The organism is Variovorax sp. H27-G14 (genome assembly GCF_046156345.1).
In the GTDB taxonomy this organism is placed as follows: domain Bacteria; phylum Pseudomonadota; class Gammaproteobacteria; order Burkholderiales; family Burkholderiaceae_C; genus Variovorax.
On record NZ_JAYLVN010000001.1, the window covers coordinates 120,586 to 146,759 of the forward strand.

Sequence of the window (26,174 nt, forward strand, 5' to 3'; positions counted from 1 at the left end):
CTCCGAAGGCGGCCGCTCACCCAAGGAAGCGACCATGCGCAAACGGATTCTCGGTCTCCTGGCGGTTGCGCTGGTCGCGACCACGGCCTTTGCGCAGAGCCCGGGTGTGCCCGCGTTCCCGCGTGCATTCAAGACGCGGGAGATCACCGTCAGCGGCACCACGCTGCATGTGCGCGTGGGCGGCACGGGCCCGGCCGTGACCCTGCTGCACGGCTTTGGCGAAACCGGCGACATGTGGGCGCCCCTGGCCAACGACCTGGCGCGCGACCACACGGTGGTTGTGCCCGACCTGCGCGGCATGGGCCTGTCGGCACGCGCCACCACGGGCTTCGACAAGAAGACGCAGGGGCAGGACATTGCGCAACTGCTCGACCGGCTGCGCATTGCCCAGACCCAGCTGGTGACACACGACATCGGCAACATGGTCGGCTATGCCTTTGCGGCGCAGTACCGCGACCGCGTGACGGCCTTCGTGCTCATCGACGCGCCGCTGCCGGGCGTGGGCCCGTGGGAAGACATCCTGAAGAGCCCGCTGCTGTGGCACTTCCGCTTTGGCGGGCCCGACATGGAGCGCCTGGTGGCCGGGCGCGAGCGCATCTACCTCGACCGTTTCTGGAACGAGTTTTCCGCCACGCCGTCGCACTTTGGCGAGGCGGCGCGCCAGCACTACGCCAGCCTGTACGCGCGCCCGGGCAACATGCACGCGGGCTTCTCGCAGTTCGCGGCCTTCGACCAGGACGTTGTCGACAACACCGCGTTCATGGCGCAGGGCAAGCTGGAGATGCCCGTGCTGGCGCTGGGCGGCGAGAAGTCGTTCGGGCCGATGATGGCCACCGTGATGCGCGCCACGGCCAGCAACGTGACCGAAGGCATCGTGCCCGCGTCGGGCCACTGGATCATGGAAGAAAACCCGAAGGCGACCACCGACATGGTGGGTGGGTTCCTGCGCAAGAACTAAGGCGCGCCAGAACGCTAGAACAGGCTCCCCTGACCCACCGCGCCCGGCGGTCGAAAGGCGGTGAGGTCCAGCGCAATGCGCTCGCGGTTGAAGCCGATGCGGTTCGTGGCCTTCACGAAGCGCTGGTTGATCAGGTCGGCCCACAGGCCCGAGCCCTTCATGCGCGTGGCGAAGTCGGCGTCGTAGTCCTTGCCGCCGCGCATCTCGTGGATGCGCGCCATGATGCGATCGGCGCGCTGCGGGTAGTGCAGCGCCAGCCATTCCTTGAACAGCGGCGCCACCTCCCACGGCAGCCGCACCACGGTGTAGAAGGCGCTGCGCGCGCCGGCCTCCCAGGCGGCTTCGAGCACCTGCTCCATGTCTTCGTTGACGAACGGAATCTGCGGCGCCACGCTCACGCCCACCGGCACGCCCGCCTCGGCCAGCGTGCGAATGGTGCGCAACCGCCGGTGCGGCGCGGCGGCGCGCGGCTCCAGCTTGCGGGCGAGATCGCCGTCGAGCGTGGTCACGGTGACGTACACGGCGGCCAGGCGCTCGGCGGCCATGGGCGCGATCAGGTCGAGGTCGTGCTCAACGGCGCTCGACTTGGTGATGAGCGCGAACGGATGCCGCGTTTCCCGCAGCAGTTCGATGACCGCGCGCGTGAGCCGCAGCTCGCGCTCGATGGGCTGGTAGCAGTCGGTGGCGGTGCCGATGGCGATGTGGCTCGGCCGATAGCTCTTGCGCCCGATTTCGCCGCGCAGCACCTCCACGATGTTGCGCTTGGCGATGAGCTTGGTCTCGAAGTCCAGGCCGGGCGAGAGGTTGAGATAGCTATGCGTGGGCCGGGCAAAACAATAGATGCAGCCGTGTTCGCAGCCCCGGTACGGGTTGAGCGAGCGGTCGAAGGGAATGTCGGGCGAGTCGTTGTCGTTGAGCACCGACTTCACGTCTTCGAAGCGCACCTCGGTTGCCAGGGGCTGCAGCTCGGCGGCCTCGGCCACGCCCTCTTCGAGCGTGCCCCAGCCGTCGTCGTACGCGCTGCGCTCGTCGTGGGAGAAGCGATGCGCCAGCCGCGTGGCCGCACCTCGGCCCTTGATGGCGTGGATGGGAATGTGGGCAGCGGGCATGGCAACTCCTGGGCAACTCCTGGGCAACTTCCGGGGTGACTTTCTGGACAACAGCCAATTACTGTTTATTCATACAGTATTCCACCAATTCACCGTTGTCACCGGATTTTCCATTTCTCTATTGACAGAAATTTCGTAAATCCTAAACTCGGCGCCATGGAACTCACCGACATTCAACGCAAGTTCGTCCTGCACTGGGGCGAAATGGGCTCCATGTGGGGCGTCAACCGCACCGTCTCGCAGATCCACGCGCTGCTGTTCGCCCATGGCAAGCCCATGAACGCCGAAGAACTGTCCGACACGCTGGGCGTGGCACGCTCCAACATCAGCAACAGCCTGAAAGAGCTGCAGGCGTGGAACCTGGTGCGCATCACCCACACGCTGGGCGACCGCCGCGACTACTTCGAGACCAGCGTGGACGTGTGGGAGCTGTTTCGCACCGTGGTGCGCGAGCGCAAGGAGCGCGAGTTCGACCCCACCGTGCGCGTGCTGCGCGAGCTGGTGTCGAGCCCCGACTTTCAGAAGGAACCCGCCGACGCGCAGGACCGCATCCGCTCCACCATGGAGCTGATGGACAAGCTCGCCACCTGGGCCGACGAAATGCTGCGGCTGTCGCCCGGCACGCTCGACAAGGTGCTGACGCTGGGCGCGAGCGTGCAGAAGTTCGTGCGCGGCGATGCGGCGCCAGCCGGCAAGGATGGCAACAGCGGCAAGGGCGAAGACCCGGACGCACACCACGCCAGCCTTCCCATGATCTGACCCCTTTTTTTGCCCTTCTATTTCTGTTTTGACAGAAATTTCGAGAATCAAGAACACCATGAACGCCAACACCCTGCCCGCCTACCCGCTCACGATCTACTTCGATGCCAGCTGCGCGATCTGCTCGGCCGAAATGAGCCACATGAAGGCGCGCGACACGACGGGCAGGCTGCAACTGGTCGACTGCTCCGCGGCGGCGTTCAGCAGCGGACCCGCGCCGCGCGATGCGCTGATGGCGGCCATCCATGTGTCGGACGCGCAGGGCCGGGTGTTCGTCGGCGTGCCCGCCATCCGGCTTTGCCGCACGGCGGTGGGTTTGCCCAGCGGCGGCTTCCTGCTCGACCTGCCACTCGTCGCGCCGCTGGCCGAGCGCGCCTATGCGCTGCTGGCGCGCAACCGCTACCGCATTCCGCGCTGGCTGGCCGCACGGCTCGCGGGGCGTGTCGCGCCTTCGTGCGACGACGGCAACTGCCGCCTCTGAGAACCAAACGAACCACCCACCGAGGGAACCCATGCCCAGCGTCTTCCAGCCCGACTTCCGCCTGCCGCAAGCGACCCCTGTGCACGAACCCGGCCACGGCGGCGCAGCCGTCACGCCGCAGGACACGCAGCACTACTTCACCGAGGTCGCGGCCGACTACAGCGCCTGGAGCCCGAGCTACAACATGCACTTCGGCTACTGGCGCCTGGGCCTGAACCCGCTGCGGCGCGAAGGCATGCTGGTGGAAATGAACCGCGTGATCGGCCGCGCGCTGCAGCTCAATAGCGCGCCAGCAGATGCGACGCAACGCTGCTGCGTGCTCGACCTGGGCTGCGGCGCTGGCGCCACCGCGCGCACGCTGGTCGGCGACGACCCCTCGCTGTACGCCATCACCGTGACCAACGTGGCCGTGCAGAACCGCATTGCCGCCAAGCTGGACGCCGCGGCCGGCGTGGCCGACCGCATGGCGCACATCGAAGCCGACTACACGCGCACCGGCCTGCCCGCCGCGCAGGCCGACGGCGCCTGGGCCGTAGAGAGCGCCTGCTACGCCGGTGGCACCGACAAGGCCGACTTCATTCGCGAGGCCGCGCGCCTGCTCAAGCCCGGCGCGCGGCTGGCGGTGGTCGACGGCTTCTTGCTGCGGCGCACGCCCGGGCGCATGGCCGGCCGGCTGCACCGCCTGTGGGCCGACAGCTGGGCCGTGCCCACGCTGGCCGTGCGCGACGACTTCATCGCCGCACTGCGCGCGCACGGCTTCGAGGACATCGAGGTGAGGTCGCTGCGCTGGCGCGTGGCGCCTAGCGCGCTGCACATTCCGGTGCTGGCCACGCGCTTCACGCTGGCCGAGCTGTGGAAGGCGCGCGGCAAGCTCGGCCCGTGGCGGCGCAAGCACATCGTGGCCAGCTACTGCGCGCTGGCGCTGGGCATGTTCTGGCGCGACTTCGACTACTGCATGGTCACGGCCACGCGCCGCGCCGGCTGAGCGAACAACACAACATCAAGAGGAGAAGAGGTTTCCCCATGCGCAACGACAACGAAGAAGAAAGCAGGCTCGCGCCAATCGACACCGGCGAGCCGCGCACCAGCACCCCGCACGACGCCCCGCACCCACCCGCGCGCCGCATGCCCTTCGCCTGGTTCTGGCCGATCCTGGCCGGCGCGTTCATCGCGCTGGTGCTGCGCATCTTGTTCAGCGGCGGCCCGGGCCAGCGCTTCTCGCCGATGCTCGGCTCCTTCGTGTACTTCGTGCCCGCGGTGTGCGGTGCGGTCACGGTGTACCTGGCCGAGCGCACCGAGCGCCGCAGCTGGAGCTACTACCTCTGGGCGCCGTGGGTGGCGACCGCGCTGTTCGTCATCGGCACGCTGGCGGTGTTCATCGAGGGGATCATCTGCGCCATCGTCATCGTGCCGCTGTTCGCGGTCATGGGCAGCGTGGGCGGCCTGGCCATGGGCATCGTGTGCCGCATCACCCACTGGCCCAGGCAGGCGGTCTACAGCTTTGCGCTGCTGCCGCTGGTGCTGGGCGCCATCGAGCCGGGCTTGCCGAACCCCGACCAGTTTTCCCACACCTCGCGCACGCTGTTCATTGCCGCGCCCGCCGAGCGCGTGTGGCATTCGCTGAACGAGGCGCGCGACATTCGCCCCAGCGAAGTGAGCGACATGTGGGCCTACCGCATCGGCGTGCCGCTGCCGTTGTCCGGCGTGACGGTCGAAACGCCCGAGGGCCGCGTGCGCCAGGTGCAGTGGGAGAAGAACGTGCACTTCGACGAGATCGTGACCGAGTGGCAGCCCAACCGCCTGCTGAAGTGGCGCTACCGCTACACGCCAGACTCGTTCCCGCCCGGCGCGCTGGACGACCACGTGATGATCGGCGGCCAGTACTTCGACCTGCGCGACACCAGCTACACCCTGACCCCGCGCGAGGGCGGCACCGACCTGCGCATCGACGTGTCGTGGCGGCTGAGCACGCGCTTCAACTGGTACGCGGACCGGGTGTTGCAGGCCCTGCTGGGCAACGGCTCGGAGAACATCCTGCGCTTCTACAAGGCGCGCAGCGAAGCCACGGCCACGGCCGCCGTCATGGCCACGGGCGCCCCATGATGCGCAGCACCCCCGTCTTCCAGCAAGCGCTGGGGCCCGCATGGGAGCAGCTCGGCAACGTCATTCGCCGGCACTACACGATGGCGCCGTTTTCCGACGACTACGTGTGCGTGCGCGGCGCGATGAGCGAGGTCTGGCACGCGCCGTGGGCCGCGCTGCTGATGCCCTTGGGCAGGCTCTTCGGTGCGCTGGTGCCGCACCAGGGCAGCAACGTGCCCATCGAGGTTCACTATCGCTGCCATGCCGACAATGCCCACCTCTACTGGGACCGTGTCTTCCACTTCCCCGGCAAGCCGCCCTTTCACTTTCGCTCGCACATGGAACACGGCGCCGCGCAGGGCGCCGAGGTGATCGAGTACGTGCGCTTCGGCATCGGCATGCGGCTGGCGGTGAGCGCCGAAGACGGAGCGCTGGTGTTCCGCGACCTGGGCTACCTCTGGCGCCTTGCGGGGCTGCGCATTCCGTTGCCGCTGAGCCTGTTGCTGGGCACCGCCTACGTCGAGGAGCGCCCCGACCCGCACGACCCCGACCACTTCACCATGGCGATGCGCCTGCGCCACCGCTGGTTCGGCGATGTGTTTCGCTACCGCGGGCGTTTCAGCCTGCCCGCGCGCTTGGGGCCACAATGAGCGCACCATGCCGCGCCGCCCAGAAAACCTCTACGCCCAGTACCACGCCCACATCTATTTCGCGCCCGCCACGCTGGCGCAGGCGCGCGCCCTGTGCGAGCGCGCGGGGCACGAGCTGATGGTGGTGGTCGGGCGCGTGCATGAGCGGCTGGTGGGGCCGCACCCGCACTGGAGCTGCCAGCTCGCCTTCGACGCCGCCGAGTTCGACCAGGTCATCGGCTGGCTCGACGCCCACCGCGACGGGCTCGACGTGTTCGTGCACGGCGTGACCGGCGACGACTTTGCCGACCACACGGCGCATGCCATGTGGCTGGGCGAAGAAAGCGCGCTCGACCTGCGGATGTTCAGGCACTGAGCGGCCGGCCGCGCCTGCGGCTTCACAGCGCGGCAGCGGCCCTCAGAACTCCGCGTCGAGCTCGTCGATTTCTTCGGGCTCCTTCTTCGCCTCGCTCACCCACTCCTTCATGGCGGGCAGCTCCATCACCCGCTTGCAATAGCCCGCGCACACGCTGTCCAGCGCCACGTCGTAGCTCAGGAAGCGCGTGACCACGGGCGCATACATGGCGTCGGCCATGCCCGGCTGCTTGCCGAACAGGAACGGCCCGCCGTAGGCCTTGATGCATTCGCGCCAGATGGCCACGATGCGGTCGATGTCGGCCTGCGCGCGCGACCACACCTTGAAGTTCTTGAAGCTGGCCTTGATGTTCATCGGCAGCGCGCCGCGCATGGAGCCAAAGCCGGAGTGCATCTCGCCGCAGATGGCGCGGCAGTGGGCGCGCGCGGCCACGTCGTCGGGCAGCAGGCCGGCCTTGGGCTTGATCTCGTTGAGGTACTCGCCAATGGCCAGCGTGTCCCACACCTTCACGCCGCCGTGCTGCAGGGAAGGCACCAGCATGGACGAAGACAGCAGCAGCATCTCGGCCTTCATGGCCGGGTCGTCGGGCGGAATGACCTTCTCGGCAAAGTCCAGCCCGGCCAGCCTGCACATCAGCCAGCCGCGCAGCGACCACGCGCCGTAGTTCTTGCTGCTGATGGTGAGAACGGGTTTGGCCATCGGGTCGCTCCTTGTGGGTAACCCACGGCGTGCAGGCAGTGGGTACCCCACCGCGTGCAAGCGCCATGCCACCCGGCTGGCCCGCAACTTGCCTGCGACAGGTTCATGCTGTACCGGGCCTATCAGAACCAAGCCGACCTGCTCTCACCGCTGCGGCTCACGGCCCAGTACCTGGGAGAGGCCCTGTGGAAAGACGGCACCGAGCGCACCATGCTGCGGCGCATGGCCGCCCAGTTCGAGGTGTTCTCGCGCATGCGGCTCACGCACACGCGCCCGCCCTACGACATTGCCAGCGTGCCGGTCGACGGCGCCGAGGTGGCCGTGCATGAAGAAGTGGCGCTGGTGGCGCCCTTCGGCTCGCTGCTGCATTTCAAGAAGGACATCAAGGCGGTGCACCCACCTGTGCTGCTGGTTGCACCACTCTCGGGCCATTTTGCGACCCTGCTGCGCGAAACCGTGCGTACCTTGCTGCGCGACCACGACGTGTACCTGACCGACTGGCACAACGCGCGCGACGTGCCGCTGTGGCATGGCGGCTTCAGCCTGGACGACTACACGCTGCAGCTCATCAAGTTCATGGAGGCCATCGGCCCCGGCGCGCACATGGTGGCCGTGTGCCAGCCCTGCGTGGCGGCGCTGGCGGCCACCGCGCTCATGTCCGAAGACGACAACCCCGCCACGCCGCGCAGCCTGACGCTCATGGCCGGCCCGGTCGATTGCCGCGTCAACCCGACCGGGGTGAACGTGCTGGCCACCAGCAAGCCCATCGAATGGTTCCGCCGCAACCTCATCAGCCACGTGCCATGGCCGCATGCGGGCGCGATGCGCCGCGTGTACCCCGGCTTTCTGCAGCTGTCGGCCTTCATGAGCATGAACCCCGAGCGGCACAAGAAGCAGTTCCAGGACATGGTCACGCACCTGGTGGAAGGCGACGTCGACAAGGCCCGCACCATCGGCAACTTCTACGACGAGTACCTGGCCGTGAACGACCTGCCGGCCGAGTTCTACCTGGAGACGGTGGAGCGCGTGTTCCAGACCTACGACCTGCCGCGCGGCGTGCTCACCGTGGGCGACCGCACCGTGAACCCCGCCGCCATTCGCCGCACCGCGCTGCTGACGGTGGAAGGCGAGCGCGACGACATCTGCGCCGTGGGCCAGACGGTGGCGGCGCAAGACCTGTGCACCGGCATCCGGCCGTACATGAAGGTGCACCACCTGCAGGCCGGCGTGGGCCACTACGGCGTGTTCAGCGGCAGCAAGTGGAACGCGCAGATCTACCCGCGCGTGCGTGAAACCATTCACGCGGCGGCCGAGCTGCACGGCTGACCCGGCCCCGTCAATCTGGCAAGGGTCGTGAGGCCTTTGATTGCCTTGGTGCGCAAGGCTTCCTACACTCCGGGCCCATGCAACGCCAGGCTTTCATCCGCAGCACATCGCACGCAGTCTTCACTGCGCGGATGACTGCAGGGTCGCACCAGACCCTCGCAGATCTCTGAGCCCGGCGGTCAGCCTCCCCCTTCCCTTTTTTCAGCATTCACATCGACCGCCGGGCCCAAGCCCCGCGCGGTAGCGCGCCCCTTTGGGCACGCCGCGCTTTCCCCAGCTGATTTTTTCGCTTGTCGCCGCCCGCCGCCTCACCGCGTCCGGGGCGGTGGCCGGCTTTGTCATGCGGAAAGAACACGGATGAACATCCAATCGATATTGGCGGTGACGGACCTGTCGGCGCACGGCCTTCGCACGGTGGTGCGTGCCGCGTCCATCGCGGTGGCGCACCGCGCGCTGCTGAAGATCATGTACGCGCCGGCGGCTTTCAATGGCCCCGCCGGCACTGCGGACGGCGATGCGGCGCAAGGCCTTGGGGCCGTGTGCCTCGAGGTGGCGGAGCGCTTCGGCATCCTCGTCAAGAAAATCGACGACACGCGCGGTAGCCTCGACGCCGCCGCGCAGGAGGCGCGGTGGTGCGACCTGGTGGTGATCGGCGACGAGCCCGACCGCTCGCTGTCGGCCTTCTTCCACGGCCAGCCCACCGAGCGGCTGCTGCGCGCCGCGCAGCGCCCCGTGCTGGTGACGCGGCTCGACGCACGGGCGAGCGGCTACGCCCGCATCCTGGTCGCGGTCGATCTCATGAACGAGTCGCGCCCGCTGGTCGACCTGGCCTGCGCCTTCGACAGCGCGGCGGAGATCGAGCTGTTCCATGCCTTCAGCGCGATGCACAAAGGCAAGCTGCGTTATGCCGACGTGTCTGCGCATGTCATCGACGCCTACCGCCATGCCTGCGCCCGGCACGCACGCGAACGCATGCTGTGGCTGTCGGACGACGCGAGCGCGCGGCGCAACCGCGTGGTGTCGTCCATCGGGCGCGGCGACCCGGCGCGCCAGGCGGCCGTGCAGCAGCAGTACACCAACGCCGACCTGCTGGTGGTGGGCAAGCGCCCGCGCACGGCGTTGATGGACTTTGTGTTCGGCAGCGTGGCGCTGCGCGTGCTGCGCTGGTCCACGGGCGACGTGCTCGTGGTGCCCCATGGCACGCTCGCAGAGCGGCAGGGGCGCCGTGCGGAGGTGCTGGCACCATGACGCCAGGAATGAGGCCAGGAATGACGCTGCCACAGCCCTTCTTTCGCATGCTGCCGACGTGGCTGCTCGCGCCTGTCGAACTACGCATCGACGTCGACCCCCGCAAGGCCGGCCCCACCGACGCGCTCGCGCCGGTGCAGGAGCGCATGCGCGCCATGCAAGACCGGCTGCGCGAGATGCCGCACCTCGGGCTCGGCGACCCCGGCCTGCGCGCGCGCTTTCGTGAGGCCGACGGCGAGCTGTACATCTACATCGAGCACGTGCGCAGCCACCGCCTGGTCGGCTACACGGTGTTCAACCGCCTCATCGAGCTCGACCGACGGGCCGACCGCCACATTCGCGCGCCGCATTCGCAATACGACCCGGCGTACCAGCGGCGCGGGCTGGCCTCGGCCGTGTACCGCTGGGCGCTCGACCAAGGCATCTGCCTCATGAGCGGAGCGCGGCAGTCGCCTGGCGCGCATGCGCTGTGGCTGCGGCTGTCGCGCGATCACGAAGCGGGCTTTGTCGACTTGCGGTGCAAGCGGCTGAGCTACCTCGGCCGCGAGGTCGCGGCCTGCACGCTGGCCGATCTGCACACGCGCATGTTCCTGCTGGGCGACGGGTGGACGCTGGAACGCTTCAGGCGCGATGCGCACATGGCCTGAGCCGTCAGCGCCGCGCGCGTGTGCTCTTGCTGCTCACGCGCCGAACCTTCGCCTCACCGGCCTCACTCGCTTGCGGCAGCTTGTCTCGCAGAAAGGCAATGAGCGCCTGCGCCTCCACGTTGCGCATCGGCCCCGGTAGGTAGGCCAGCACCACGCGACGCTCGATGCGCGGCTTCAGCAGCGGCAGCACCACCAGCTCGGGGTCGCGCAGCGACGAGGTGTACAGCCGCGGCATCAGCCCCAGCGCCTGGCCGCTGCGCACCAGCGCATACAGCGTTTCGGAATAGCTCACGCGGTAGGGCTCGGCGCCCTGCGCAAACTGCGCGCGCGCCGGGTTGCCCAGCGCCGGCATGCTGCCGCTCTCGAACAGCACCAGCCGCTCCTTGCCGATGGCCTCCCAGTGGGCGCCGCCGGTCGCCGCCAATGCATGGTCGCGCCGCACCACCAGCACCAGCGGGTCGCGGAACAGGTCGATGCAGGTGAGCCCGCCCGGCGGCTCGGTGATGGCGGCCACCGCCATGTCGAGCTGGCCGCTGCGCAGCTCGGCCAGCAGGGTGTTGGAGGGCGCGTCGCGCCAGGCCAGCTCCACGTCGCGCGGGCCGGTGGCCAGAAACTCGCTGGCCGCTGCCGCCACCCGCGCGCTGGCCGAGGGAATGACGCCGATGCGCACAAAGGCGCGCCCGCGCTGCACCGTGCTTTCGATGTCGCGCAGCGCCACCTCGAAGGTGTTGACCAGGAAATCGGTGCGCGCCAGCACCTCTGCGCCCACGGGCGTGAGCTCCAGCCGGTGGGTGGAGCGCGTGAGCAGTTCGGTGCCCAGCAGCTTTTCCATCTGCTTGATGGCATTGCTGAGCGCCGGCTGCGTGATGGCCAGCCGCTTGGCCGCGCGGCCGAACTGGCCCTCTTCCACCAGCACCGAGAAAAACTGCAACTGGCGCAGCGTGAGCGCACGCAGGGACAAGGCGGCCATGGGGCAGGTCCTTGGTTATTGATTCAGTGAATCAAATTATAGAAATTCAAAATTTTCTTTATGGCGATGCCGTTACTAGACTGGGCTGCATGAACAGCCTCGCCTCATCCAGCTCGCCCGCGTTCACGCTGGAATCGTTCCTGCGCGCCATCCCCAAGGTCGAGCTGCATTGCCACCTGTTCGGCACGGTGCGCCACCAGACCTTCAAGCAGCTCAACCAGCGCGCCGGTGCGCCGCTGGCGGCCGAAGAAATCGAGGGCTTCTACACGCGCGGCGAAAAGCCGGTCGGCGTGCTGCGGGTGCTGCGCGCGCTGGACGCGCAACTGGTGCGCAGCCCCGGCGACCTCTACCAGCTCACGCTGGAGTACCTGCAGGACGCCGCCTCGCACAACGTGCGCTACGCCGAGTTCAGCTGGAACCCGACCGGCACGGTGCACGGCTCCGGCATCGCCTACACGCTGGCGCAGAGCGCCATCGTGCGCGCCATTCAGGACGCGCAGCAGGAGTTCGGCATCGCCGGGCGCCTCATTGCCGCCATCGACCGCGAAGCCAGCCCCCAGGCGGCGGTGGAGATGGTCGAGTGGGTGAAGGCGCACCGTTGCGACGAGGTGATCGGCATCGGCATCGACTACCGCGAGAACGACCGCCCGCCCGAGCTGTTCACCCAGGCCTATGCCGCCGCGAAGAAGGCCGGTCTGAAGACCACCGCGCATGCGGGCGAGTTCGGCATGCCCTGGACCAACGTGCGCACCGCGCTCGACGTGCTGCAGGTCGACCGCATCGACCACGGCTACACGGTGGTCGACCAGCCCGACTTCGCGCGCGAATGCGCCGAGCGCGGCGTGCTCTTCACCGTGGTGCCCACAAACTCCTACTACCTGCGCACGCTGCCACCGGAGCGCTGGGCGCTGGACCACCCGATTCGCCGCATGCCCGGCCTGGGCCTGCGCATTCACCCCAACACCGACGACCCGACGCTGCACCAGGTCACGCCCACGCAGGCCTGGCTGATGATGGTGCGCGACTTTGGCTTCGGCCTGGACGACCTGCGCGGCTTCATGCACAACGGCCTGGACGGCGCATGGATCGACGACACCCAACGCCGCGCATGGCGCAGCGAGTGGAGCGACGCGTTCGACACGCTGCGCGCGCGCCTTCCCGCCGAGCCCACCGCTTCCAACAATCTCAACACTTGATTGCCCCCGCCATGCACACGCCCCGCCGCCTGCTTCTTGCCGCCGCACTCTGCGCGGCCCTGCCTTCCATGGCCTTTGCCCAGGCCTGGCCCGCTGCCAAGCCCATCACGCTGATCGTGCCGTATACCGCAGGGGGCAGCGTGGACGTGAACGCGCGCCTTGTAGCGCAGCGCCTGGGCGAGCGGCTCAAGCAGTCGGTGGTGATAGAGAACGTGAGCGGCGCGGGCGGCGCCATCGGCGTGGCCAAGGCGGTCAACGCCGCGCCCGACGGCTATACGCTGGTGGTGGGGCCCGACAGCGCCATCGCCATCGGCAAGCTGGTCAACCCGACGGCCTTCAGATTCGACCCGCTGAAAGACCTGGCACCGGTCGGCCTGCTGAACACCGCGCCCATGGTGCTGGTGGCACGCCCCGGCCTGGAGGCCCAGACCTTCACCGACTTCGTGAAGCTGGCCAAGGCCAAGCCCGGCAAGTACAACTACGCCACCTCGGGCGTGGGCACGGTGCTGCAGCTGGCCATGGAACTGCTGAAGGAGCGCAGCGGCATCTTCGTCACGCATGTGCCCTACCGCGGCGGCGCGCAGATTGCCACCGACGTGATCGGCGAGCAGGTCGACCTGGCGATGCTGGTGAGCACCAGCGCCATTCCGCATGTGAACGGCAAGCGCCTGAAGGCGCTGGGCATCACCAGCAGCAAACGGCTGGCCGCGCTGCCCAATGTGCCCACCTTCGACGAAATGCCGGGCCTGAAGGGCTTCGACATGGTGAGCTGGACGGGCATCTTCGCGCCCGCGAAAACGCCGCCGGCCGTGGTGGCGCAGATCAACCAGGAGCTGACCGCGGTGCTGCAGGAAGAAGGGGTGCGCTCCAAGCTGATGGAGCAAGGCGCGCTGCCGGGCAGCGGCACGCCGGAGGCGTTCGGGAAGTTCGTGCAGGCGGAGTACGCCCGCAATCAAAAAATCGTGCAGACCGCCAACATCAAAGAGTGATGTCGCCTGCGGCCGGCTGGGCCGAGCCGCAGGGTCAGCCGGTCTTGCTCTCGTCTTCGGCTGGCCAGTCGCGGATGTAGGCCTTGAGCATCTTGTTCTCGAAGTTCTGGCTGTCGACCACTGCCTTGGCCACGTCGTAGAAGCTGATCACGCCCATGAGCATGCGCTTGTCCATCACGGGCATGTAGCGCGCATGGCGCTCCAGCATGATGCGGCGAATTTCGTCGAGGTCGGTTTCCAGCGTGCAGGTGACCGGCGCGTCGTCCATGGCCTTGCGCACGAGCGTGGTGCCGATCTGGCCGCCGTTGTTGACCACGGCCACGATCACCTCGCGGAAGGTCAGCATGCCGACCAGGTCGCCATGCTCCATGACCACCAGCGAACCGATGTCCTTTTCCGCCATGGTGTTGGCGGCTTCCGCCAGCTGGTCGTCTGGTGTGATGGTGAAGAGCGTATTGCCCTTCACGCGAAGGATGTCGCTGACTTTCATCGTGTGCTCCTCTCGGGACTCAATCTCGGCTGTCTGGGGATGTGGGCGGGCGTGCCGTTTTTGAATATAGCCCACAATCGGCGCCGACCTGCACGCCCCTGTCGCGCATGCATGAATTGCAGACGTAACGGGGCTTTGCGAAGCGACCTCAGAGACAACAGAAAGACCCGCCCATGCCTGGCTATTCCGACCCCGGTTTCGACACCCTCGCGCTGCACGCCGGCGCCTCGCCCGACCCCGCCACCGGCGCGCGGGCGGTGCCCATTCACCTCACCACCTCCTTCGTCTTCGAGTCGAGCGACCACGCCGCCGCCCTGTTCAACCTGGAGCGTGCCGGCCACGTGTATTCGCGCATCAGCAACCCGACCAACGCGGTGCTCGAGCAGCGCGTGTCGGCGCTGGAAGGCGGCATTGGCGCCATCGCCACCGCCAGCGGCCAGGCCGCGCTGCACCTGTCGGTGGCCACGCTGATGGGCGCGGGCTCGCACATCGTGGCCAGCACGGCCCTGTACGGCGGCTCGCAGAACCTGCTGCACTACACGATGCGCCGCTTCGGCATCGAGACCACCTTCGTGAAGCCCGGCGACTTCGACGGCTGGCGCGCCGCGGTGCGCCCCGAAACCAAGCTGTTCTTCGGCGAGACCGTCGGCAACCCCGGCCTGGACGTGCTCGACATTCCGGCGGTGAGCGACATTGCGCACGAAGCCGGCGTGCCGTTGCTGGTCGACTCGACGCTGACCTCGCCCTACCTGATCAAGCCCTTCGACTGGGGCGCCGACCTGGTCTATCACTCGGCCACCAAGTTTCTGTCGGGCCACGGCACGGTGATCGGCGGCATCGTGGTGGACGGCGGCAGTTTCGACTGGGAAAAGTCGGGCAAGTTCGCCGAGCTGACGCAGGCGTACGACGGCTTTCACAACATGGTGTTCAGCGAGGAAAGCACCGTGGGTGCATTTTTGCTGCGCGCGCGTCGCGAAGGTTTGCGCGACTTTGGCGCATCGATGAGCCCGCACACGGCGTGGCTGATCTTGCAGGGCATCGAGACCTTGCCGTTGCGCATGGAGCGCCACATCGACAACACGCAGAAGGTGGTCGAATTTCTGGCGACGCATCCGTTCGTTTCGCGTGTGGGGCATCCGTTGATGGAGTCGCACCCGAGCCATGTGCTTGCGCAGAAGTTGTTGCGTCATGGCGCGCGCGGTGCGGGTGCGGTGTTCAGTTTCGACATCAAGGGCAGCCGTGCGCAGGGCAAGGCGTTCATCGAGGCGCTCAAGCTGTTCAGCCACTTGGCCAACGTGGGCGACTGCCGCAGTCTGGTGATTCACCCGGCCAGCACCACGCACTTCCGTATGACCGACGAGGCGCTGGCCGGTGCGGGCATTTCGCAGGGCACGATTCGTCTGTCGATCGGGCTGGAAGACCCGGCCGACCTTATCGACGATCTGAAGCGTGCTTTGAAGGCTGCTGAAAAAGCAGTTGGCTGAGATGCCTGGTTTCTGGATTCGTTGCGCTGCAAGGCATTCGGGGCGCGCTCAGGAGGGCGGGGTACCTTGCTCCGCGAATGTCCCCCGGGCTTCGCCCTCCTCCTTTATTTCGCTGCGCAAGGCACCCCACCCTCCTGAGCGTTATGCGGAGCGGTCGTTGATCGCGCGAGCACTCAGAGCGTGCCCTGGTGCACAGGGCGTCGGGTGCTCCCCGCAGCGAAATAAAGGAGGAGGCCGCAGGCCGGGGGACATTCGCGGAGGGGAGCACCCGGCGGCCTGTGCATCCGCCCTGAACAACAGCTCCCCGAACAGCTACGTAAAAAACAAGAGACACAACCAGCAGTAGAGAGAACTGAACAATGAACTACCAAGTCAACGGCCACACCACCTACTGCTACACCGGCGGCAAGCCATTCGACACGGCCAAGCCCACCGTCGTTTTCATTCACGGCGTGCTGAACGACCACAGCGTGTGGATCCTGCAAAGCCGCTGGTTCGCCAACCACGGCTGGAACGTGCTTGCCATCGACCTCCCCGGCCACTGCAAAAGCGAAGGCCCACCCCCCGCCAGCGTCGAAGACGCCGCCCAGTTCGTCATTGCACTGCTCGACGCCGCCGGCGTGCAACAGGCCATGCTCATAGGCCACAGCTTCGGCTCGCTCATTGCGCTCGAAACCGCCGCGCGCGCACCCGAACGCATCACCCACCTCGCAATGGTCGGCACCGCCTACCCCATGGTCGTGTCGGACGCGCTGCTGGAAAGCTCGGTCAGCGATCCGCAGCGCGCCATTGCCATGGTCAACACCTTCTCGCACTCGCTGCTCGCGCCGCCGCCCTCCTCGCTCGGCCCCGGCACCTGGCTGTACGGCAGCTCGCGGGCGCTCATGCGCCGCGTGCTGGCCAGCAACCGGGAGGCCAATGTGTTCCACATCGGCTTCAAGGCCTGCAACGACTACGCCAACGGCGAAGCCGCGATGGACAAGGTGCAGTGCCCGGTGCTGTTCCTGCTGGGCGACGCCGACCAGATGACCCCGCCGCGCGCCACCAAACTGCTGGTGGGCAAGGCCCGCAACGCCAAGGTGGTGACCGTGCACGCCGGCCATTCGCTGATGAACGAGGCACCCGACGCTGTGCTGTTCGCGCTGCGCGACTTCGCGGGGGGCTGAGCCGGGCCGGGCGGGCCGGGCGGGCCGGGCGGGCCGGGACTGCGCGGCTTCAAGGCATCACGCTTCAGTCGACCGTGATGCCCGCCCGGTGGGCCTGCATGCGGTAGCGCGAAATTTCGCTGTCCGCCTCCTTGCGAAAGGCCTCCGCGCCCACGGCCACGGGCGCCATGCCCTGGGCGCGCAAGCTCGCCCGCACTTCCGCGTCGGCCATCGTGGCGACCACGGCGCGCGAGATCCGGGCGAGCACCGCCGGGGGCGTTTGCGCCGGCGCGGCAAGGCCGAACCAGGCCTCGAATGTGGCCTCGCCCAGGCCCTGCTCGGCCATCGTGCGCACTTCGGGCAGCATGCTCGAATGGTCCTGGCCCAGGATGGCGAGCGCGCGCATCCTGCCCGCGCGCACCTGCGGGGCGAGGGTGCCGGCCACGTCGATGCCCATCTCCACCTCGCCCACGCCCAGCGCCACCATCAGCTGCCCGGAGCTGCGGTAGGGCACGTCCTGCAGTTCGATGCCCGCGGCCATCGCGAACATTTCGCCGGCCAGGTGCGGGCCCGAGCCCGGGCCGAAGGTGCCGTAGCGAATGCGCCCGGGCTGGGTCTTGGCATCCGCAATCACCTCCTGCAGCGACTGCCACGGCGTGCCCTCGCCCACCACCAGCGCGAGCGAGGTGCGCGCCACGATGGCAATGGGCGCGAGGTCGCGCGTCGGGTCGTAGGGCAGTGTCTTGCGCAGCGCGGCGTTGACGCTGAAGCTGGTGGAGCCCGACAGCAGCAGCGTGTAGCCGTCGGGCGCGGCCCTGACGACCGCGTCGGTGCCTATCACGGTGGCGGCACCCGGCTTGTTGTCGATGTAGACCGGCTGCCCGAGCCGCTTCGACAGCCCCTGCAACAGCACGCGGGCCACGGTGTCGCTGCCGCCGCCGGCGGGGAACGGCACCACCACACGGATCGGCTTGCGCGGCCAGCCGTTCTGCGGAACGCCCTGGGCGTGCGCGTCAAGCGACCACGGGCCCAGCAAAAGGCCGAGCAACAGGGTGAGGCGCAGACCGAGCAGAGCGGGGTAGACCGGGCAGGCCCGGCAACACCCCACGGAAGGCACGCGCAGTGCGCAGATGGATCGTTTTCATGACGTCGGCAGGCGAGCGGGCCGCGAGTGTGCCCCAGCCCGGCGCTCCGTGCAGCGCGCGGGCCGGCCTTCGCGCTCCCGTCCTACTCGGGGGCAATGCCCGCGCGGTGGGCGAGCGCGCGGTAGCGCGAGATTTCGCCCTCCATCTGGGCACGGAACGCCGCCGCGCCGATCACCACCGGCTCCATGCCCTGCGCGCGCAGTTGCGCCTGCAACGCAGGGTTGCCCATGGTCGCGGTGACCGCGCGGGTGAGCTTGTCGAGCACCGGCGCCGGGGTGCGCGCCGGCGCGGCAAAGCCGTACCAGGCGTCGAAGGTGGCGTCGGGCAGGCCTTGCTCGGCCAGGGTGCGCACGTCGGGCAGCATGCTGGAGCGCGTGGCGCCCACGATGCCCAGCGCGCGCAGCTTGCCCGAGCGCACATGCGGCGCCACGGCGGCCACGGTGTCGATGCCCACCTCGATCTCCCCGCCGATCACGGCCATCGCGCTCTGGCTGCTGCCCTTGTACGGAATGTCCTGCAGCTGGATGCCGGCGGCCAGCGCCAGCAGTTCGCCCGCCAGGTGCGGGCCCGAGCCCGCGCCGAAGGTGGCGTAGCGAATGCTCTTGGGCTTGGCCTTGGCCGCCGCGATCAGCTCTTGCACCGAATGCCACGGCGTGCCCTTGCCCACCACCAGCACCAGCGGCGTGCGCGCCACGATGGCAATGGGGGCCAGGTCGCGCACCGGGTCGTAGGGCAGCCTGGCGCGCAAGGCCGGGTTGACGCTGAAGCTGGTGGAGCCCGAGAGCAGCAGCGTGTAGCCGTCGGGCACGGCCTTGGCGACGGCGTCGGTGCCGATGATGGTGGAGGCGCCGGGCTTATTGTCGACCACGATGGGCTGGCCCAGCCGCTCCGACAGGGTCTGCGCCATCGCGCGTGCCACGATGTCGGTGCCGCCGCCCGGCGGGAAGGGCACGACCAGCTTGACGGGCCGTTCGGGCCAGGCGTCCTGCGCGAAGGCAGGGACAGGTGCTTGCAGGCCGAGCAAGGCCGAGGCGCCGAGCAGCAGGCCGAAAGTGCGGCGGGAGGCGGTGAGTTTCATGGTGGCGTGTCAGGAGAGAAAGAAGAAGCTCAGGCGGAAGGGATGGCAGCGGCGCCGGCAGTCTGCGAGAGCCGTCCGGCGGCCCACGGCGCGAGCCCCGGCTCTCCCAGGTCCCAGTACAGGCCGGCCATGATCCGCAGGCCCTCACGCGCCAGCGGCGCGAGCAGGTGCTCGTTGGGCGCGTGCTGCGCGCAGGCGGGGTACGAATGCGGCACCCACAGGGTCGGCAGGCCCAGCAGATCGGCGAACACGTCGTTGGGCAGCGAGCCCGCGAGGTTGGGCAGCAGGTCCAGCCGCTGGCCGCTGCTGTGCTCGATCGACTGGCGCGCCCAGCCGACCCAGGGGTTCTCCACGTCGAGCCGGGTGGCGGCGCCGGTCAGCGTGACATTCACTTCCACCTGATCAAATCCGTGGGCGTCGAGGTGCGCGCGCACGATCTGCTGAAGGTCTTGCCACGGCGTGCCGACCACGAAGCGCAGCTGGCAATGCGCCACGGCCTCCGAAGGAATGGCGTTGACCGGCCGCGTTGCGGAGCCCGCGCCCAGCGCCAGCACCTCGATGGTGTTCCAGGCCACCAGCCGTTCGGCCGGGCTCAGGCCCGGCTCGCCCCAGCCTTCGTCGACCGTGGGGTCGTCGGCGCCGCCACCGATGGCGATGTCGGCCAGCGCATTGCGCACCGCCTGCGTCACCGGCGGCGGGCGCAAAGCGTCGACCAGAATGCGCCCGCGCGCGTCCACCAGCGAGGCCACTGCATGGCTGAGCACCGTGCCCGGGTTGACCAGCACGCCGCCCCAGTTGCCCGAGTGGTAGCCGCGGGGCCGCGCGCGCAGCCGCAGGCTGAAGTTGACCGCACCGCGCGAACCGAGGAACAGCGTGGGCCGCTGGGCGCTCACGCGCGGCCCGTCGCTGGCGATGAACAGGTCGGCGCGCAGCGCGTCGCGATGCTGCGCGCACACCGCGTGAAGACCGGGCGATGCGGCCTCTTCGCCCATCTCCACGAGCCAGGTCATGTTGTAGCCCAGGCGACCGCCGCGGGCTTTCAGCGCCGCCGCCAGGCCGCCCAGGTTGATGCTGTGCTGGCCCTTGTTGTCGGCCGTGCCGCGCCCATACCAGCGCTCGCCGCGCACGGTGAGCGCCCAGGGGGCGAGGCCTTCGTCCCATTGCGCGTCCTGGCCGCTCACCACGTCGCCGTGGCCGTAGGTCATGACCGTGGGCAGCAGCGGATCTTCGACGCGGCGCGCAATGAGGAACGGCCCGCCGCCGGGCACCGGATTGGCGACCACCTCGCAGGCAAAGCCGAGCGCCGAAAGCGGCGGCATCATCTCTTCGCGCAGGTAGGCCTCCAGCGCGGGCGTGGCGGCGCCGGTGTCGCTTTCGGTGCGAAAGGCGACGCGGCGCTCCAGGTCGGTGAAGAAGCCGCCGCCGTCGAAATAGGCGGTGGCAGCGGCCAGGCTGTCGGTGCGTTGCATGTGGGGGTGTCCTTGTCGGTCCATCGGGTGCAGCAAGTACAAGGCCTGAACGCCGATGCTTCCAGCATCGTTTAGGCACGCTACCATTGCTTTCAAGGCAACACCCATCGGCGCGCATGACCCTTCCGCTTCTCAGCATCCCCATGCGCCACTTTCTCGAAGTGGCGCGCAGCGGCTCGGTCAATCAGGCCGCGGCGCGGCTGTTCGTGGCGCCGTCGGCGGTGAGCCGGCAGATCGCCAAGCTGGAAGACAGCCTGGGCACGGCACTGTTCGAGCGGCATGCGCGCGGCATGGCGCTCACGGCGGCCGGCGAGCGGCTGGCGGCACACCTGGGCCATGCGCAACGCGACATCGAGCAGGTCATCGAACAGGTGCGCGACCTGGGCGGGCAAGGCGCGCGGCGCATCCGCATGGCGTGCACCGAGGGCTTTGCGGGGCACTTCATGCCGCTGGTGATGCGCAGCTTCGAGACCGCCCACCCGGGCTGCCAGCTCGAGCTGCACGTGGGCTCGCCCGACGGCGTGAGCGCGCTGCTGGCGCGCGGCGACACCGACATTGCGCTGAAGTACGTGGTGGCGCCGGAGCCAGGCCTGAAGATCGAACACTCGGCCACCGCGCCGGTGTACGCCGTGCTGCGGCCCGACCATCCGCTGGCACGCCAGCGCGTGGTGTCGGTGGCCGAGGCGGTGCGCTACCCGCTGGCCGTGGGCGACAAGGGCGTCACCGCGCGCCAGCTGTTCGACCAGGCGTGCAGCCTGCAGGGGCTGCGCTACCACGCGATCTTCGTGAGCAACTTTTCGTCGGTGCTGCTGCCGCTGCTGCGCACGCCCGACGTGATGCTGTCGGGCTACCTCACGGTGATGCACCTGATAGACGCAGGCACGGTGGTGGCGCGGCCCTTTGCCGAAGCGCCGCTGCAGCAGCGCCAGCTGCAGGTGCTGGCGCTGGAAGGCCGCACGCTGCCGCCGCTGGCGCAGGACTTCGTGAAGCACCTGGTGGGCGCGATCACCAGCGCGGGGCGGCGCAAGCTGGGGCGGGCGCGGGCGGCAGCCTGAAAGCCGGCCTGAAGAAGCTCAGCCCAGCGCGTTGATGTCCGCCGGGTCTAGCAGCACCTTCGGCGCGCCGTTGCGGGCCACGGCCAGCATGGCGCGGCCGACCTTCTCGGTGGTCGTCACCTTGTTCGGCCACCAGCGGTAGGCCAGCCCCAGCACGGGCTTGAGCACGAAGATGGCGGCGTCGTACAGCGGCGTCTTGGAGCGCACGCCGTGCAGCGGCTGAATCATGCCGGGGCGGAACATGTAGGCCGCCTTGAACGGCAGGCGCAGCAAGGCGTTTTCGGTCGCGCCCTTCACGCGCGCCCACATGCTGGTGCCGCGCTCGCTGCTGTCGGTGCCGGCGCCCGTCACGTAGGTGAAGGTCATGCCGGGGTTGAGCCGCGCGAGCACGGTGGCCGCGGCCAGCGTGAGGTCGTAGCTGATGCGCTTGTACGCGGGCTCCTTCATGCCGACCGACGACACGCCCAGGCAGAAGAAGCAGGCGTCGAAGCCCTGCAGCTGCGGCTCGATGGCGCTGTAGTCGTACATGTCCTTGTGGACCAGGTCGCGCAGCCTGGCGTGCTGCTGGCCCGTGGGGTTGCGGCCGATGGCGACCACGCGCTCCACGTCGGGTGCCAGCAGGCACTCGCGCAGCACGCCCTGCCCCACCATGCCGGTGGCGCCAAAAATCAGGATCTTCATGAGGGTTCCGCGGGAAGTGGAGGGTCAGACCGTGAAGACGGCCGGCTTCTTGTTCAGCACCGCCAGCAGCAGGTCGACGTCGAGGCTCGAGGGCTTGGGCGGCTGCAGCGCTGAAAGCATGCGCGAGAGGGTTTCGGCGTGCGGCAGCAGCGGGCCCAGAAAGCGGGTGCCGTCGGCGCCCGCGACCAGCAAGGTGGGGAAGGTCTCGACGTCGAAGGCGTCGGCAAGCTCGGCGTGGTCCTCGATGTCGACCCAGGCAAAGCGCAGCTGCGGGTGCGCCAGCGCAACCTGTTCGAGCAGCGGGCGGTAGTCGCGGCAGGTGCCGCACCATTCGGCGCACAGGCACACGACCCAGAGCGCATCGCTGGCGGGCTCGGTGGATTCGGAGGTGCTCAAGGGTGCGCTCAAGGTGGGTCCTTCGGCGGGCGGAAAGGAGGGAAGGAATGACCGGATGGTGCCATCTCAAGGCCGTGGCTATTATGAACAAGCCCTCCCCACGGGGCACAGGAGACTCGCACGATGAACACCACGACCGCCCCCGCATCTGCCGTCGATCCGCGCCGTTTCAAGCGCTTTGCGGAGTTCTATCCGTTCTACCTGACCGAGCACGCCAACCGCACCTGCCGGCGGCTGCACTTCGTGGGCTCCACGCTGTCGCTGCTGTGCCTGGTGGCATTGGTGGTCACGCGCAACCCGTGGTGGCTGCTGGCCGGGCTGGTGGCGGGCTACGGCTTTGCCTGGGTCGGGCACTTCGGGTTCGAGAAGAACCGGCCGGCTTCCTTCAAACGACCGCTGTATTCCTTCATGGGCGACTGGGCGATGTACCGCGACATCTGGCTTGGCCGGGTGAAGATGTAGCCGCCCCGCGGCCACCCGCGCTGGCTGCTAGATCAGCAGCACATCACCCAGGCGCAGCGAGCGCAACGGACCTTTTTGCCACAGGTCTTCGAGCGGCTCGGCCCGGGGCATCAACAGTTGCGCGAGCAGCGGCTCGATGGGTGTCGACGGGTCGGCCAGTAGCACGAAGCGCGGGTCCTGGTCATCGGGCTCTTCGGCCAGCGGGGCGATCCAGTCGAGCGCCACCAGGGTTTCGAGCACGGGCGCGAGCTGCAGCGCGTCGACCCGCATGCGCGTCACCAACTCGGTCGCGCCCATGCCCTTGCCCGGTGTGGCCCGCGCGCGGGCCAGGTGCTGCAGGGTTTCCATGGCCAGCTGCAGCGGCCAGCCCGCCGCGCCGCCGGGCCGGGCCACGCCCATCAGCAGGCTGGGCAGGTAGGCCGCAATGACCGCGCCCAGCAGCACGATCACCCAGGCCACATAGATCCAGACCAGCAAGATGGGAAAGGTGGCGAACGCGCCGTACAGCACCGAATAGGTCGGCACCAGGCTCAGGTAGTAGCCCAGCACGCGCTTGGCAATCTCGATGGCCGCGGCCACGAAGATGCCGCCGGCCCACGCATGCGACCAGCGCACGTTGGTGTTGGGCACGTAGTGGTACAGCGAGGCCATGCCCACCGCGAGCAGCGCAAATTCGAAGGTGTCGAAGAACAGCTTCACCATGCCGCGCCCCACCACGTCGCTGGTGGCCGACACCACGTACGAGGTGGTCGAAAGGCTCACCGCCAAGATGACCGGGCCCAGCGTGATGGCCGCCCAGTAAATGAGCACCCGCTGCGCGAAGGGCCGCGGCGTGCGCACGCGCCAGATGTTGTTGAGCGTCTTGTCGATCGTGAGAATCAGCGCAATGGCCGTGATCAGCAGCACGATCAGGCCCGCAATGCCCAGGCCGCTGGCCTTGCTCGCAAACTGGTTGAGGTAGCCGAGCACCTGGCGCGAAATGTTCTCGGGAATCAGGCTCTCGATGAGCCAGCGCTGCAGGCGGCCCTGCATCTTGGCGAACATCGGGAACACCGTGAACAGCGCCAGCGCCACAGTGAAGAACGGCACCATGGCAATGGTGGTGGTGAAGGTCAGGCTGCTGGCCGTCAGGCCGAGCTTGTCCTCGCGAAAACGCTCGCCCAGCACCGCTGCGGTGTTGCGCCACGGAAAGCGCGAAAGATCCCTCCAAAGCTGCCGACGATTCATGGCCGGTATCATAGGAGCTGACCACTCCCCCAGCCTCCGCGCACTTCGTGTCGCTGCGCCAACCCCCTCGCCGGGGGCGATACCAGCGGCCCGGCGAAGCCGGTTCCGCGGTATCCCGCACATGAATGCCAATCAGCCGCTCCCGCCCTCCTCCGTTCGCGCCACCCGCTGGGCCGCCGTGGGCAGCGTCGTCGGTCTCATCGTGCTGGGCCTGGCCTGGGAACTGTGGCTCGCGCCCTTGCGCCCCGGCGGCTCGCTGCTGGCGCTGAAGGTGCTGCCGCTGGTCATTCCGCTTGCGGGTCTGTGGAAGAACCGCATGTACACCTACCGCTGGGTCAGCCTGATGGTCTGGCTCTATTTCACCGAGGGCGTGGTGCGCGCCTGGAGCGACATGAACGGCGTGGGGCAAGTGCTCGCGCTGATCGAGGTGCTGCTGTGCCTTGTGCTCTTCGCGGCCTGCGCCTGGCATGTGCGGCTGCGGCTGCGCCACGCCAAGGCCACCGCGGCCACCGCCGCCCGCCAACTGGAAGCTTCCGTCCCATGACCACGTCTCCCCTCATCGACCAACTGCGCGCCATCGTCGGCGCCGCCCATGTGCTGAACGAGGGCGACCTCACCGCCTACGAGCAGGACTGGCGCAAGCGCGCGCGCGGCAAGTCGCTGGCCGTGGTGCGCCCCGGCACCACGCAGCAGGTGGCCGACGTGGTGAAGGCCTGCGCGGCGGCCGGCACGGCCATCATTCCGCAAGGCGGCAACACTGGCCTGGCGGTCGGCTCCATCCCGGACGACAGCGGCACGCAGGTGGTGCTGAGCCTGCAGCGCCTGAACGCCGTGCGCGCCATCGACGGCGCCAACCTCACCATGACCATCGAGGCCGGCTGCATCCTGCAGACGCTGCAGGACGCCGCCGAGAAGGCGGGCTTTCTGTTTCCGCTGAGCCTGGCCGCGGAAGGCAGCTGCACCATCGGCGGCAACCTGGCCACCAACGCGGGCGGCACGCAGGTGGTGCGCTACGGCAACACGCGCGACCTGTGCCTGGGCCTGGAAGTGGTCACGCCGCAGGGCGAGATCTGGGAAGGCACCAGCGGCCTGCGCAAGGACAACACCGGCTACGACCTGCGCGACCTGGTCATCGGCAGCGAAGGCACGCTGGGCATCATCACCGCGGCCACCATGAAGCTCTACCCGCTGCCCGCCGCGCAGCTCACCGCCTGGGCCGCCGTGCCCTCGCTCGACCATGCGGTCACGCTGCTGGGCCTGGCGCACAAGCACCTGGGCTCGGGCCTCACCGGCTTCGAGGTCATGGGCAAATTTGCGCTGAGCCTGGTCGACAAGCACATGAAGCAATTGCGCGTGCCGTTCATCGACGACGACGCGGTGCCGTATTGCGTGCTGCTCGAAAACTCCGACAGCGAGTCGGAAGACCATGCCCGTGCGCGCTTCGAGGCGCTGCTGGAAACCGCCTTCGAAGACGGCTGCGTCACCGACGCGGTGGTGGCCGAAAACCTCACGCAGGCGCATCAGCTCTGGCACATCCGCGAAAGCATTCCGCTCGCGCAGGCCGAGGAAGGGTTGAACATCAAGCACGACATCTCGATTCCGGTGTCGCGCATTCCGGCCTTCGTGGAAGAGACCGACGCGCTGCTCAGGCGCGAGATCGACGGCGTGCGCCTGGTCAACTTCGGCCACCTGGGCGACGGCAACCTGCACTACAACGTGCAGGCGCCGGAGCACGTCGATATGAAGGCCTTTCTGAAGAACGAGGAAGAGCGCATCAACACGCTGGTGTACGACGCGGTAGAGAAGTTTGGCGGCTCGTTCTCGGCCGAGCACGGCGTGGGGTCGCTGAAGGTCGACAAGCTGGAGAAGCACAAGTCGCCGGTGGCACTGGAGATGATGCGGGCGATCAAGCGCGGGCTGGACCCGAAGAACATTCTGAATCCGGGGCGGGTGATCCGGGTCTAGGTTTCTGGGGGGAGCTCGGGTCTTGCTCCCTCCCCTCCCGGGGGAGGGTTGGGGTGGGGGCACGACGGCCTTCAACGAACCGAGGCGCTCGTTGGGCGCTTGCCCCCA

General features: G+C 68.4%; 28 protein-coding genes. 18 read left to right on the forward strand and 10 right to left on the reverse strand.

Features of this window, described 5'->3' with window-relative positions:
* Positions 1 to 34 precede the first annotated feature (34 nt).
* The gene (locus tag VLK31_RS00600) at positions 35 to 958 is read left to right on the forward strand and encodes an alpha/beta fold hydrolase (RefSeq protein WP_409166432.1); all 924 of its coding nucleotides are present in this window, start codon (positions 35 to 37) and stop codon (positions 956 to 958) included.
* 14 nt (positions 959 to 972) lie between these two features.
* Here the strand turns inward: VLK31_RS00600 and VLK31_RS00605 are convergent, their stop codons facing one another.
* Positions 973 to 2,067 carry a PA0069 family radical SAM protein gene (locus tag VLK31_RS00605; RefSeq protein ID WP_409166433.1) on the reverse strand — a complete coding sequence of 365 codons (1,095 nt, stop codon included), beginning with the start codon at positions 2,065 to 2,067 and terminating at the stop codon, positions 973 to 975.
* Between the two features lie 156 nt (positions 2,068 to 2,223).
* On the opposite strand from VLK31_RS00605, the gene VLK31_RS00610 reads away from it, so the two are divergent.
* Genes VLK31_RS00610 through VLK31_RS00635 form a run of 6 tightly spaced genes read left to right on the forward strand, consistent with a single transcriptional unit; the run spans position 2,224 to position 6,394 of the window.
* Positions 2,224 to 2,826: a GbsR/MarR family transcriptional regulator gene (locus tag VLK31_RS00610; protein ID WP_409166434.1), complete on the forward strand. Its 603-nt coding sequence runs from the start codon at positions 2,224 to 2,226 to the stop codon at positions 2,824 to 2,826.
* 58 nt (positions 2,827 to 2,884) lie between these two features.
* A complete protein-coding gene (locus tag VLK31_RS00615; RefSeq protein ID WP_409166435.1) occupies positions 2,885 to 3,307 on the forward strand; it encodes a thiol-disulfide oxidoreductase DCC family protein in 423 nt (140 codons plus the stop codon).
* A 31-nt stretch (positions 3,308 to 3,338) separates the two neighbouring features.
* On the forward strand, positions 3,339 to 4,292 hold the full coding sequence (locus VLK31_RS00620; RefSeq protein ID WP_409166436.1) for an SAM-dependent methyltransferase: 954 nt from the start codon (positions 3,339 to 3,341) through the stop codon (positions 4,290 to 4,292).
* Positions 4,293 to 4,330: 38 nt separating this feature from the next.
* On the forward strand, positions 4,331 to 5,410 hold the full coding sequence (locus VLK31_RS00625) for an SRPBCC domain-containing protein (protein ID WP_409166437.1): 1,080 nt from the start codon (positions 4,331 to 4,333) through the stop codon (positions 5,408 to 5,410).
* Positions 5,407 to 6,039, forward strand: coding sequence for a DUF4166 domain-containing protein (locus VLK31_RS00630; protein WP_409166438.1), 633 nt, complete (start codon positions 5,407 to 5,409; stop codon positions 6,037 to 6,039). Before VLK31_RS00625 ends, VLK31_RS00630 begins: the two co-directional genes overlap by 4 nt.
* 7 nt (positions 6,040 to 6,046) lie before the next feature.
* On the forward strand, positions 6,047 to 6,394 hold the full coding sequence (locus tag VLK31_RS00635; protein WP_409166439.1) for a DOPA 4,5-dioxygenase family protein: 348 nt from the start codon (positions 6,047 to 6,049) through the stop codon (positions 6,392 to 6,394).
* A 42-nt stretch (positions 6,395 to 6,436) separates the two neighbouring features.
* On the opposite strand, the gene VLK31_RS00640 is transcribed toward VLK31_RS00635, so the two are convergent.
* The gene (locus VLK31_RS00640) at positions 6,437 to 7,093 is read right to left on the reverse strand and encodes a glutathione S-transferase family protein (protein ID WP_409166440.1); all 657 of its coding nucleotides are present in this window, start codon (positions 7,091 to 7,093) and stop codon (positions 6,437 to 6,439) included.
* A gap of 105 nt (positions 7,094 to 7,198) precedes the next feature.
* Here VLK31_RS00640 and VLK31_RS00645 point away from each other — a divergent pair, with 105 nt between their 5' ends.
* The 3 genes from VLK31_RS00645 to VLK31_RS00655 all read left to right on the forward strand — a co-directional run bounded on the left by VLK31_RS00645 (position 7,199) and on the right by VLK31_RS00655 (position 10,314).
* Positions 7,199 to 8,419, forward strand: a complete 1,221-nt coding sequence (locus VLK31_RS00645; protein WP_409166441.1) for a polyhydroxyalkanoate depolymerase — start codon at positions 7,199 to 7,201, stop codon at positions 8,417 to 8,419.
* 357 nt (positions 8,420 to 8,776) lie between these two features.
* Complete coding sequence (locus VLK31_RS00650) at positions 8,777 to 9,667, forward strand: universal stress protein (protein ID WP_409166442.1); 891 nt, start codon at positions 8,777 to 8,779, stop codon at positions 9,665 to 9,667.
* 20 nt (positions 9,668 to 9,687) lie between these two features.
* Entirely contained in the window at positions 9,688 to 10,314 is a 627-nt protein-coding gene (locus tag VLK31_RS00655; protein WP_409166443.1) for an N-acetyltransferase, read from the forward strand.
* A gap of 4 nt (positions 10,315 to 10,318) precedes the next feature.
* Here the strand turns inward: VLK31_RS00655 and VLK31_RS00660 are convergent, their stop codons facing one another.
* Positions 10,319 to 11,284 (reverse strand): LysR family transcriptional regulator, encoded by a 966-nt coding sequence (locus VLK31_RS00660; RefSeq protein ID WP_409166444.1) that lies wholly within the window; start codon positions 11,282 to 11,284, stop codon positions 10,319 to 10,321.
* Positions 11,285 to 11,373: 89 nt separating this feature from the next.
* Between VLK31_RS00660 and VLK31_RS00665 the strand changes: the two genes are divergently transcribed.
* Positions 11,374 to 12,480, forward strand: a complete 1,107-nt coding sequence (locus tag VLK31_RS00665; RefSeq protein ID WP_409166445.1) for an adenosine deaminase — start codon at positions 11,374 to 11,376, stop codon at positions 12,478 to 12,480.
* An 11-nt stretch (positions 12,481 to 12,491) separates the two neighbouring features.
* Positions 12,492 to 13,469 carry a Bug family tripartite tricarboxylate transporter substrate binding protein gene (locus tag VLK31_RS00670; protein ID WP_409166446.1) on the forward strand — a complete coding sequence of 326 codons (978 nt, stop codon included), beginning with the start codon at positions 12,492 to 12,494 and terminating at the stop codon, positions 13,467 to 13,469.
* A gap of 34 nt (positions 13,470 to 13,503) precedes the next feature.
* Here the strand turns inward: VLK31_RS00670 and VLK31_RS00675 are convergent, their stop codons facing one another.
* The gene (locus tag VLK31_RS00675) at positions 13,504 to 13,959 is read right to left on the reverse strand and encodes a CBS domain-containing protein (protein WP_409166447.1); all 456 of its coding nucleotides are present in this window, start codon (positions 13,957 to 13,959) and stop codon (positions 13,504 to 13,506) included.
* A 173-nt stretch (positions 13,960 to 14,132) separates the two neighbouring features.
* Between VLK31_RS00675 and VLK31_RS00680 the strand changes: the two genes are divergently transcribed.
* Positions 14,133 to 15,443 carry an O-acetylhomoserine aminocarboxypropyltransferase gene (locus VLK31_RS00680; RefSeq protein ID WP_409166448.1) on the forward strand — a complete coding sequence of 437 codons (1,311 nt, stop codon included), beginning with the start codon at positions 14,133 to 14,135 and terminating at the stop codon, positions 15,441 to 15,443.
* 359 nt (positions 15,444 to 15,802) lie between these two features.
* Positions 15,803 to 16,609, forward strand: a complete 807-nt coding sequence (locus VLK31_RS00685) for an alpha/beta fold hydrolase (RefSeq protein WP_409166449.1) — start codon at positions 15,803 to 15,805, stop codon at positions 16,607 to 16,609.
* Positions 16,610 to 16,673: 64 nt separating this feature from the next.
* Here VLK31_RS00685 and VLK31_RS00690 read toward each other — a convergent pair whose 3' ends face one another.
* The 3 genes from VLK31_RS00690 to VLK31_RS00700 form a co-directional block, all read right to left on the reverse strand.
* Positions 16,674 to 17,636, reverse strand: coding sequence for a Bug family tripartite tricarboxylate transporter substrate binding protein (locus VLK31_RS00690; RefSeq protein WP_409166450.1), 963 nt, complete (start codon positions 17,634 to 17,636; stop codon positions 16,674 to 16,676).
* A 179-nt stretch (positions 17,637 to 17,815) separates the two neighbouring features.
* Positions 17,816 to 18,811, reverse strand: a complete 996-nt coding sequence (locus VLK31_RS00695) for a Bug family tripartite tricarboxylate transporter substrate binding protein (protein ID WP_409166451.1) — start codon at positions 18,809 to 18,811, stop codon at positions 17,816 to 17,818.
* Positions 18,812 to 18,840: 29 nt separating this feature from the next.
* Positions 18,841 to 20,280, reverse strand: coding sequence for a M20 family metallopeptidase (locus VLK31_RS00700; protein ID WP_409166452.1), 1,440 nt, complete (start codon positions 20,278 to 20,280; stop codon positions 18,841 to 18,843).
* Between the two features lie 116 nt (positions 20,281 to 20,396).
* Between VLK31_RS00700 and VLK31_RS00705 the strand changes: the two genes are divergently transcribed.
* Positions 20,397 to 21,335, forward strand: a complete 939-nt coding sequence (locus VLK31_RS00705; protein WP_409166453.1) for a LysR family transcriptional regulator — start codon at positions 20,397 to 20,399, stop codon at positions 21,333 to 21,335.
* Between the two features lie 18 nt (positions 21,336 to 21,353).
* Here the strand turns inward: VLK31_RS00705 and VLK31_RS00710 are convergent, their stop codons facing one another.
* Both VLK31_RS00710 and VLK31_RS00715 read right to left on the reverse strand, forming a co-directional pair.
* Positions 21,354 to 22,016, reverse strand: a complete 663-nt coding sequence (locus VLK31_RS00710; protein WP_409166454.1) for an NAD-dependent epimerase/dehydratase family protein — start codon at positions 22,014 to 22,016, stop codon at positions 21,354 to 21,356.
* 24 nt (positions 22,017 to 22,040) lie between these two features.
* Positions 22,041 to 22,424: a thioredoxin family protein gene (locus VLK31_RS00715; RefSeq protein WP_409166455.1), complete on the reverse strand. Its 384-nt coding sequence runs from the start codon at positions 22,422 to 22,424 to the stop codon at positions 22,041 to 22,043.
* Positions 22,425 to 22,535: 111 nt separating this feature from the next.
* On the opposite strand from VLK31_RS00715, the gene VLK31_RS00720 reads away from it, so the two are divergent.
* Positions 22,536 to 22,874, forward strand: coding sequence for an Mpo1-like protein (locus VLK31_RS00720; protein WP_409166456.1), 339 nt, complete (start codon positions 22,536 to 22,538; stop codon positions 22,872 to 22,874).
* 27 nt (positions 22,875 to 22,901) lie between these two features.
* Here VLK31_RS00720 and VLK31_RS00725 read toward each other — a convergent pair whose 3' ends face one another.
* On the reverse strand, positions 22,902 to 24,113 hold the full coding sequence (locus tag VLK31_RS00725; protein ID WP_409166457.1) for a YihY family inner membrane protein: 1,212 nt from the start codon (positions 24,111 to 24,113) through the stop codon (positions 22,902 to 22,904).
* Positions 24,114 to 24,222: 109 nt separating this feature from the next.
* On the opposite strand from VLK31_RS00725, the gene VLK31_RS00730 reads away from it, so the two are divergent.
* Positions 24,223 to 24,645, forward strand: a complete 423-nt coding sequence (locus tag VLK31_RS00730; RefSeq protein ID WP_409166458.1) for a DUF2069 domain-containing protein — start codon at positions 24,223 to 24,225, stop codon at positions 24,643 to 24,645.
* Positions 24,642 to 26,066, forward strand: coding sequence for an FAD-binding oxidoreductase (locus tag VLK31_RS00735; protein WP_409166459.1), 1,425 nt, complete (start codon positions 24,642 to 24,644; stop codon positions 26,064 to 26,066). The genes VLK31_RS00730 and VLK31_RS00735 overlap by 4 nt, the downstream gene beginning before the upstream one ends.
* Positions 26,067 to 26,174: the final 108 nt, after the last annotated feature.

Excerpts from the sequence above, each read along its gene's own strand:
- VLK31_RS00600 (WP_409166432.1), top strand. The coding sequence starts at position 35 with ATGCGCAAACGGATTCTCGGTCTCCTGGCGGTTGCGCTGGTCGCGACC.
- VLK31_RS00605 (WP_409166433.1), bottom strand. The coding sequence starts at position 2,067 with ATGCCCGCTGCCCACATTCCCATCCACGCCATCAAGGGCCGAGGTGCG.
- VLK31_RS00610 (WP_409166434.1), top strand. The coding sequence starts at position 2,224 with ATGGAACTCACCGACATTCAACGCAAGTTCGTCCTGCACTGGGGCGAA.
- VLK31_RS00615 (WP_409166435.1), top strand. The coding sequence starts at position 2,885 with ATGAACGCCAACACCCTGCCCGCCTACCCGCTCACGATCTACTTCGAT.
- VLK31_RS00620 (WP_409166436.1), top strand. The coding sequence starts at position 3,339 with ATGCCCAGCGTCTTCCAGCCCGACTTCCGCCTGCCGCAAGCGACCCCT.
- VLK31_RS00625 (WP_409166437.1), top strand. The coding sequence starts at position 4,331 with ATGCGCAACGACAACGAAGAAGAAAGCAGGCTCGCGCCAATCGACACC.
- VLK31_RS00630 (WP_409166438.1), top strand. The coding sequence starts at position 5,407 with ATGATGCGCAGCACCCCCGTCTTCCAGCAAGCGCTGGGGCCCGCATGG.
- VLK31_RS00635 (WP_409166439.1), top strand. The coding sequence starts at position 6,047 with ATGCCGCGCCGCCCAGAAAACCTCTACGCCCAGTACCACGCCCACATC.
- VLK31_RS00640 (WP_409166440.1), bottom strand. The coding sequence starts at position 7,093 with ATGGCCAAACCCGTTCTCACCATCAGCAGCAAGAACTACGGCGCGTGG.
- VLK31_RS00645 (WP_409166441.1), top strand. The coding sequence starts at position 7,199 with ATGCTGTACCGGGCCTATCAGAACCAAGCCGACCTGCTCTCACCGCTG.
- VLK31_RS00650 (WP_409166442.1), top strand. The coding sequence starts at position 8,777 with ATGAACATCCAATCGATATTGGCGGTGACGGACCTGTCGGCGCACGGC.
- VLK31_RS00655 (WP_409166443.1), top strand. The coding sequence starts at position 9,688 with ATGACGCTGCCACAGCCCTTCTTTCGCATGCTGCCGACGTGGCTGCTC.
- VLK31_RS00660 (WP_409166444.1), bottom strand. The coding sequence starts at position 11,284 with ATGGCCGCCTTGTCCCTGCGTGCGCTCACGCTGCGCCAGTTGCAGTTT.
- VLK31_RS00665 (WP_409166445.1), top strand. The coding sequence starts at position 11,374 with ATGAACAGCCTCGCCTCATCCAGCTCGCCCGCGTTCACGCTGGAATCG.
- VLK31_RS00670 (WP_409166446.1), top strand. The coding sequence starts at position 12,492 with ATGCACACGCCCCGCCGCCTGCTTCTTGCCGCCGCACTCTGCGCGGCC.
- VLK31_RS00675 (WP_409166447.1), bottom strand. The coding sequence starts at position 13,959 with ATGAAAGTCAGCGACATCCTTCGCGTGAAGGGCAATACGCTCTTCACC.
- VLK31_RS00680 (WP_409166448.1), top strand. The coding sequence starts at position 14,133 with ATGCCTGGCTATTCCGACCCCGGTTTCGACACCCTCGCGCTGCACGCC.
- VLK31_RS00685 (WP_409166449.1), top strand. The coding sequence starts at position 15,803 with ATGAACTACCAAGTCAACGGCCACACCACCTACTGCTACACCGGCGGC.
- VLK31_RS00695 (WP_409166451.1), bottom strand. The coding sequence starts at position 18,811 with ATGAAACTCACCGCCTCCCGCCGCACTTTCGGCCTGCTGCTCGGCGCC.
- VLK31_RS00700 (WP_409166452.1), bottom strand. The coding sequence starts at position 20,280 with ATGCAACGCACCGACAGCCTGGCCGCTGCCACCGCCTATTTCGACGGC.
- VLK31_RS00705 (WP_409166453.1), top strand. The coding sequence starts at position 20,397 with ATGACCCTTCCGCTTCTCAGCATCCCCATGCGCCACTTTCTCGAAGTG.
- VLK31_RS00710 (WP_409166454.1), bottom strand. The coding sequence starts at position 22,016 with ATGAAGATCCTGATTTTTGGCGCCACCGGCATGGTGGGGCAGGGCGTG.
- VLK31_RS00720 (WP_409166456.1), top strand. The coding sequence starts at position 22,536 with ATGAACACCACGACCGCCCCCGCATCTGCCGTCGATCCGCGCCGTTTC.
- VLK31_RS00725 (WP_409166457.1), bottom strand. The coding sequence starts at position 24,113 with ATGATACCGGCCATGAATCGTCGGCAGCTTTGGAGGGATCTTTCGCGC.
- VLK31_RS00730 (WP_409166458.1), top strand. The coding sequence starts at position 24,223 with ATGAATGCCAATCAGCCGCTCCCGCCCTCCTCCGTTCGCGCCACCCGC.
- VLK31_RS00735 (WP_409166459.1), top strand. The coding sequence starts at position 24,642 with ATGACCACGTCTCCCCTCATCGACCAACTGCGCGCCATCGTCGGCGCC.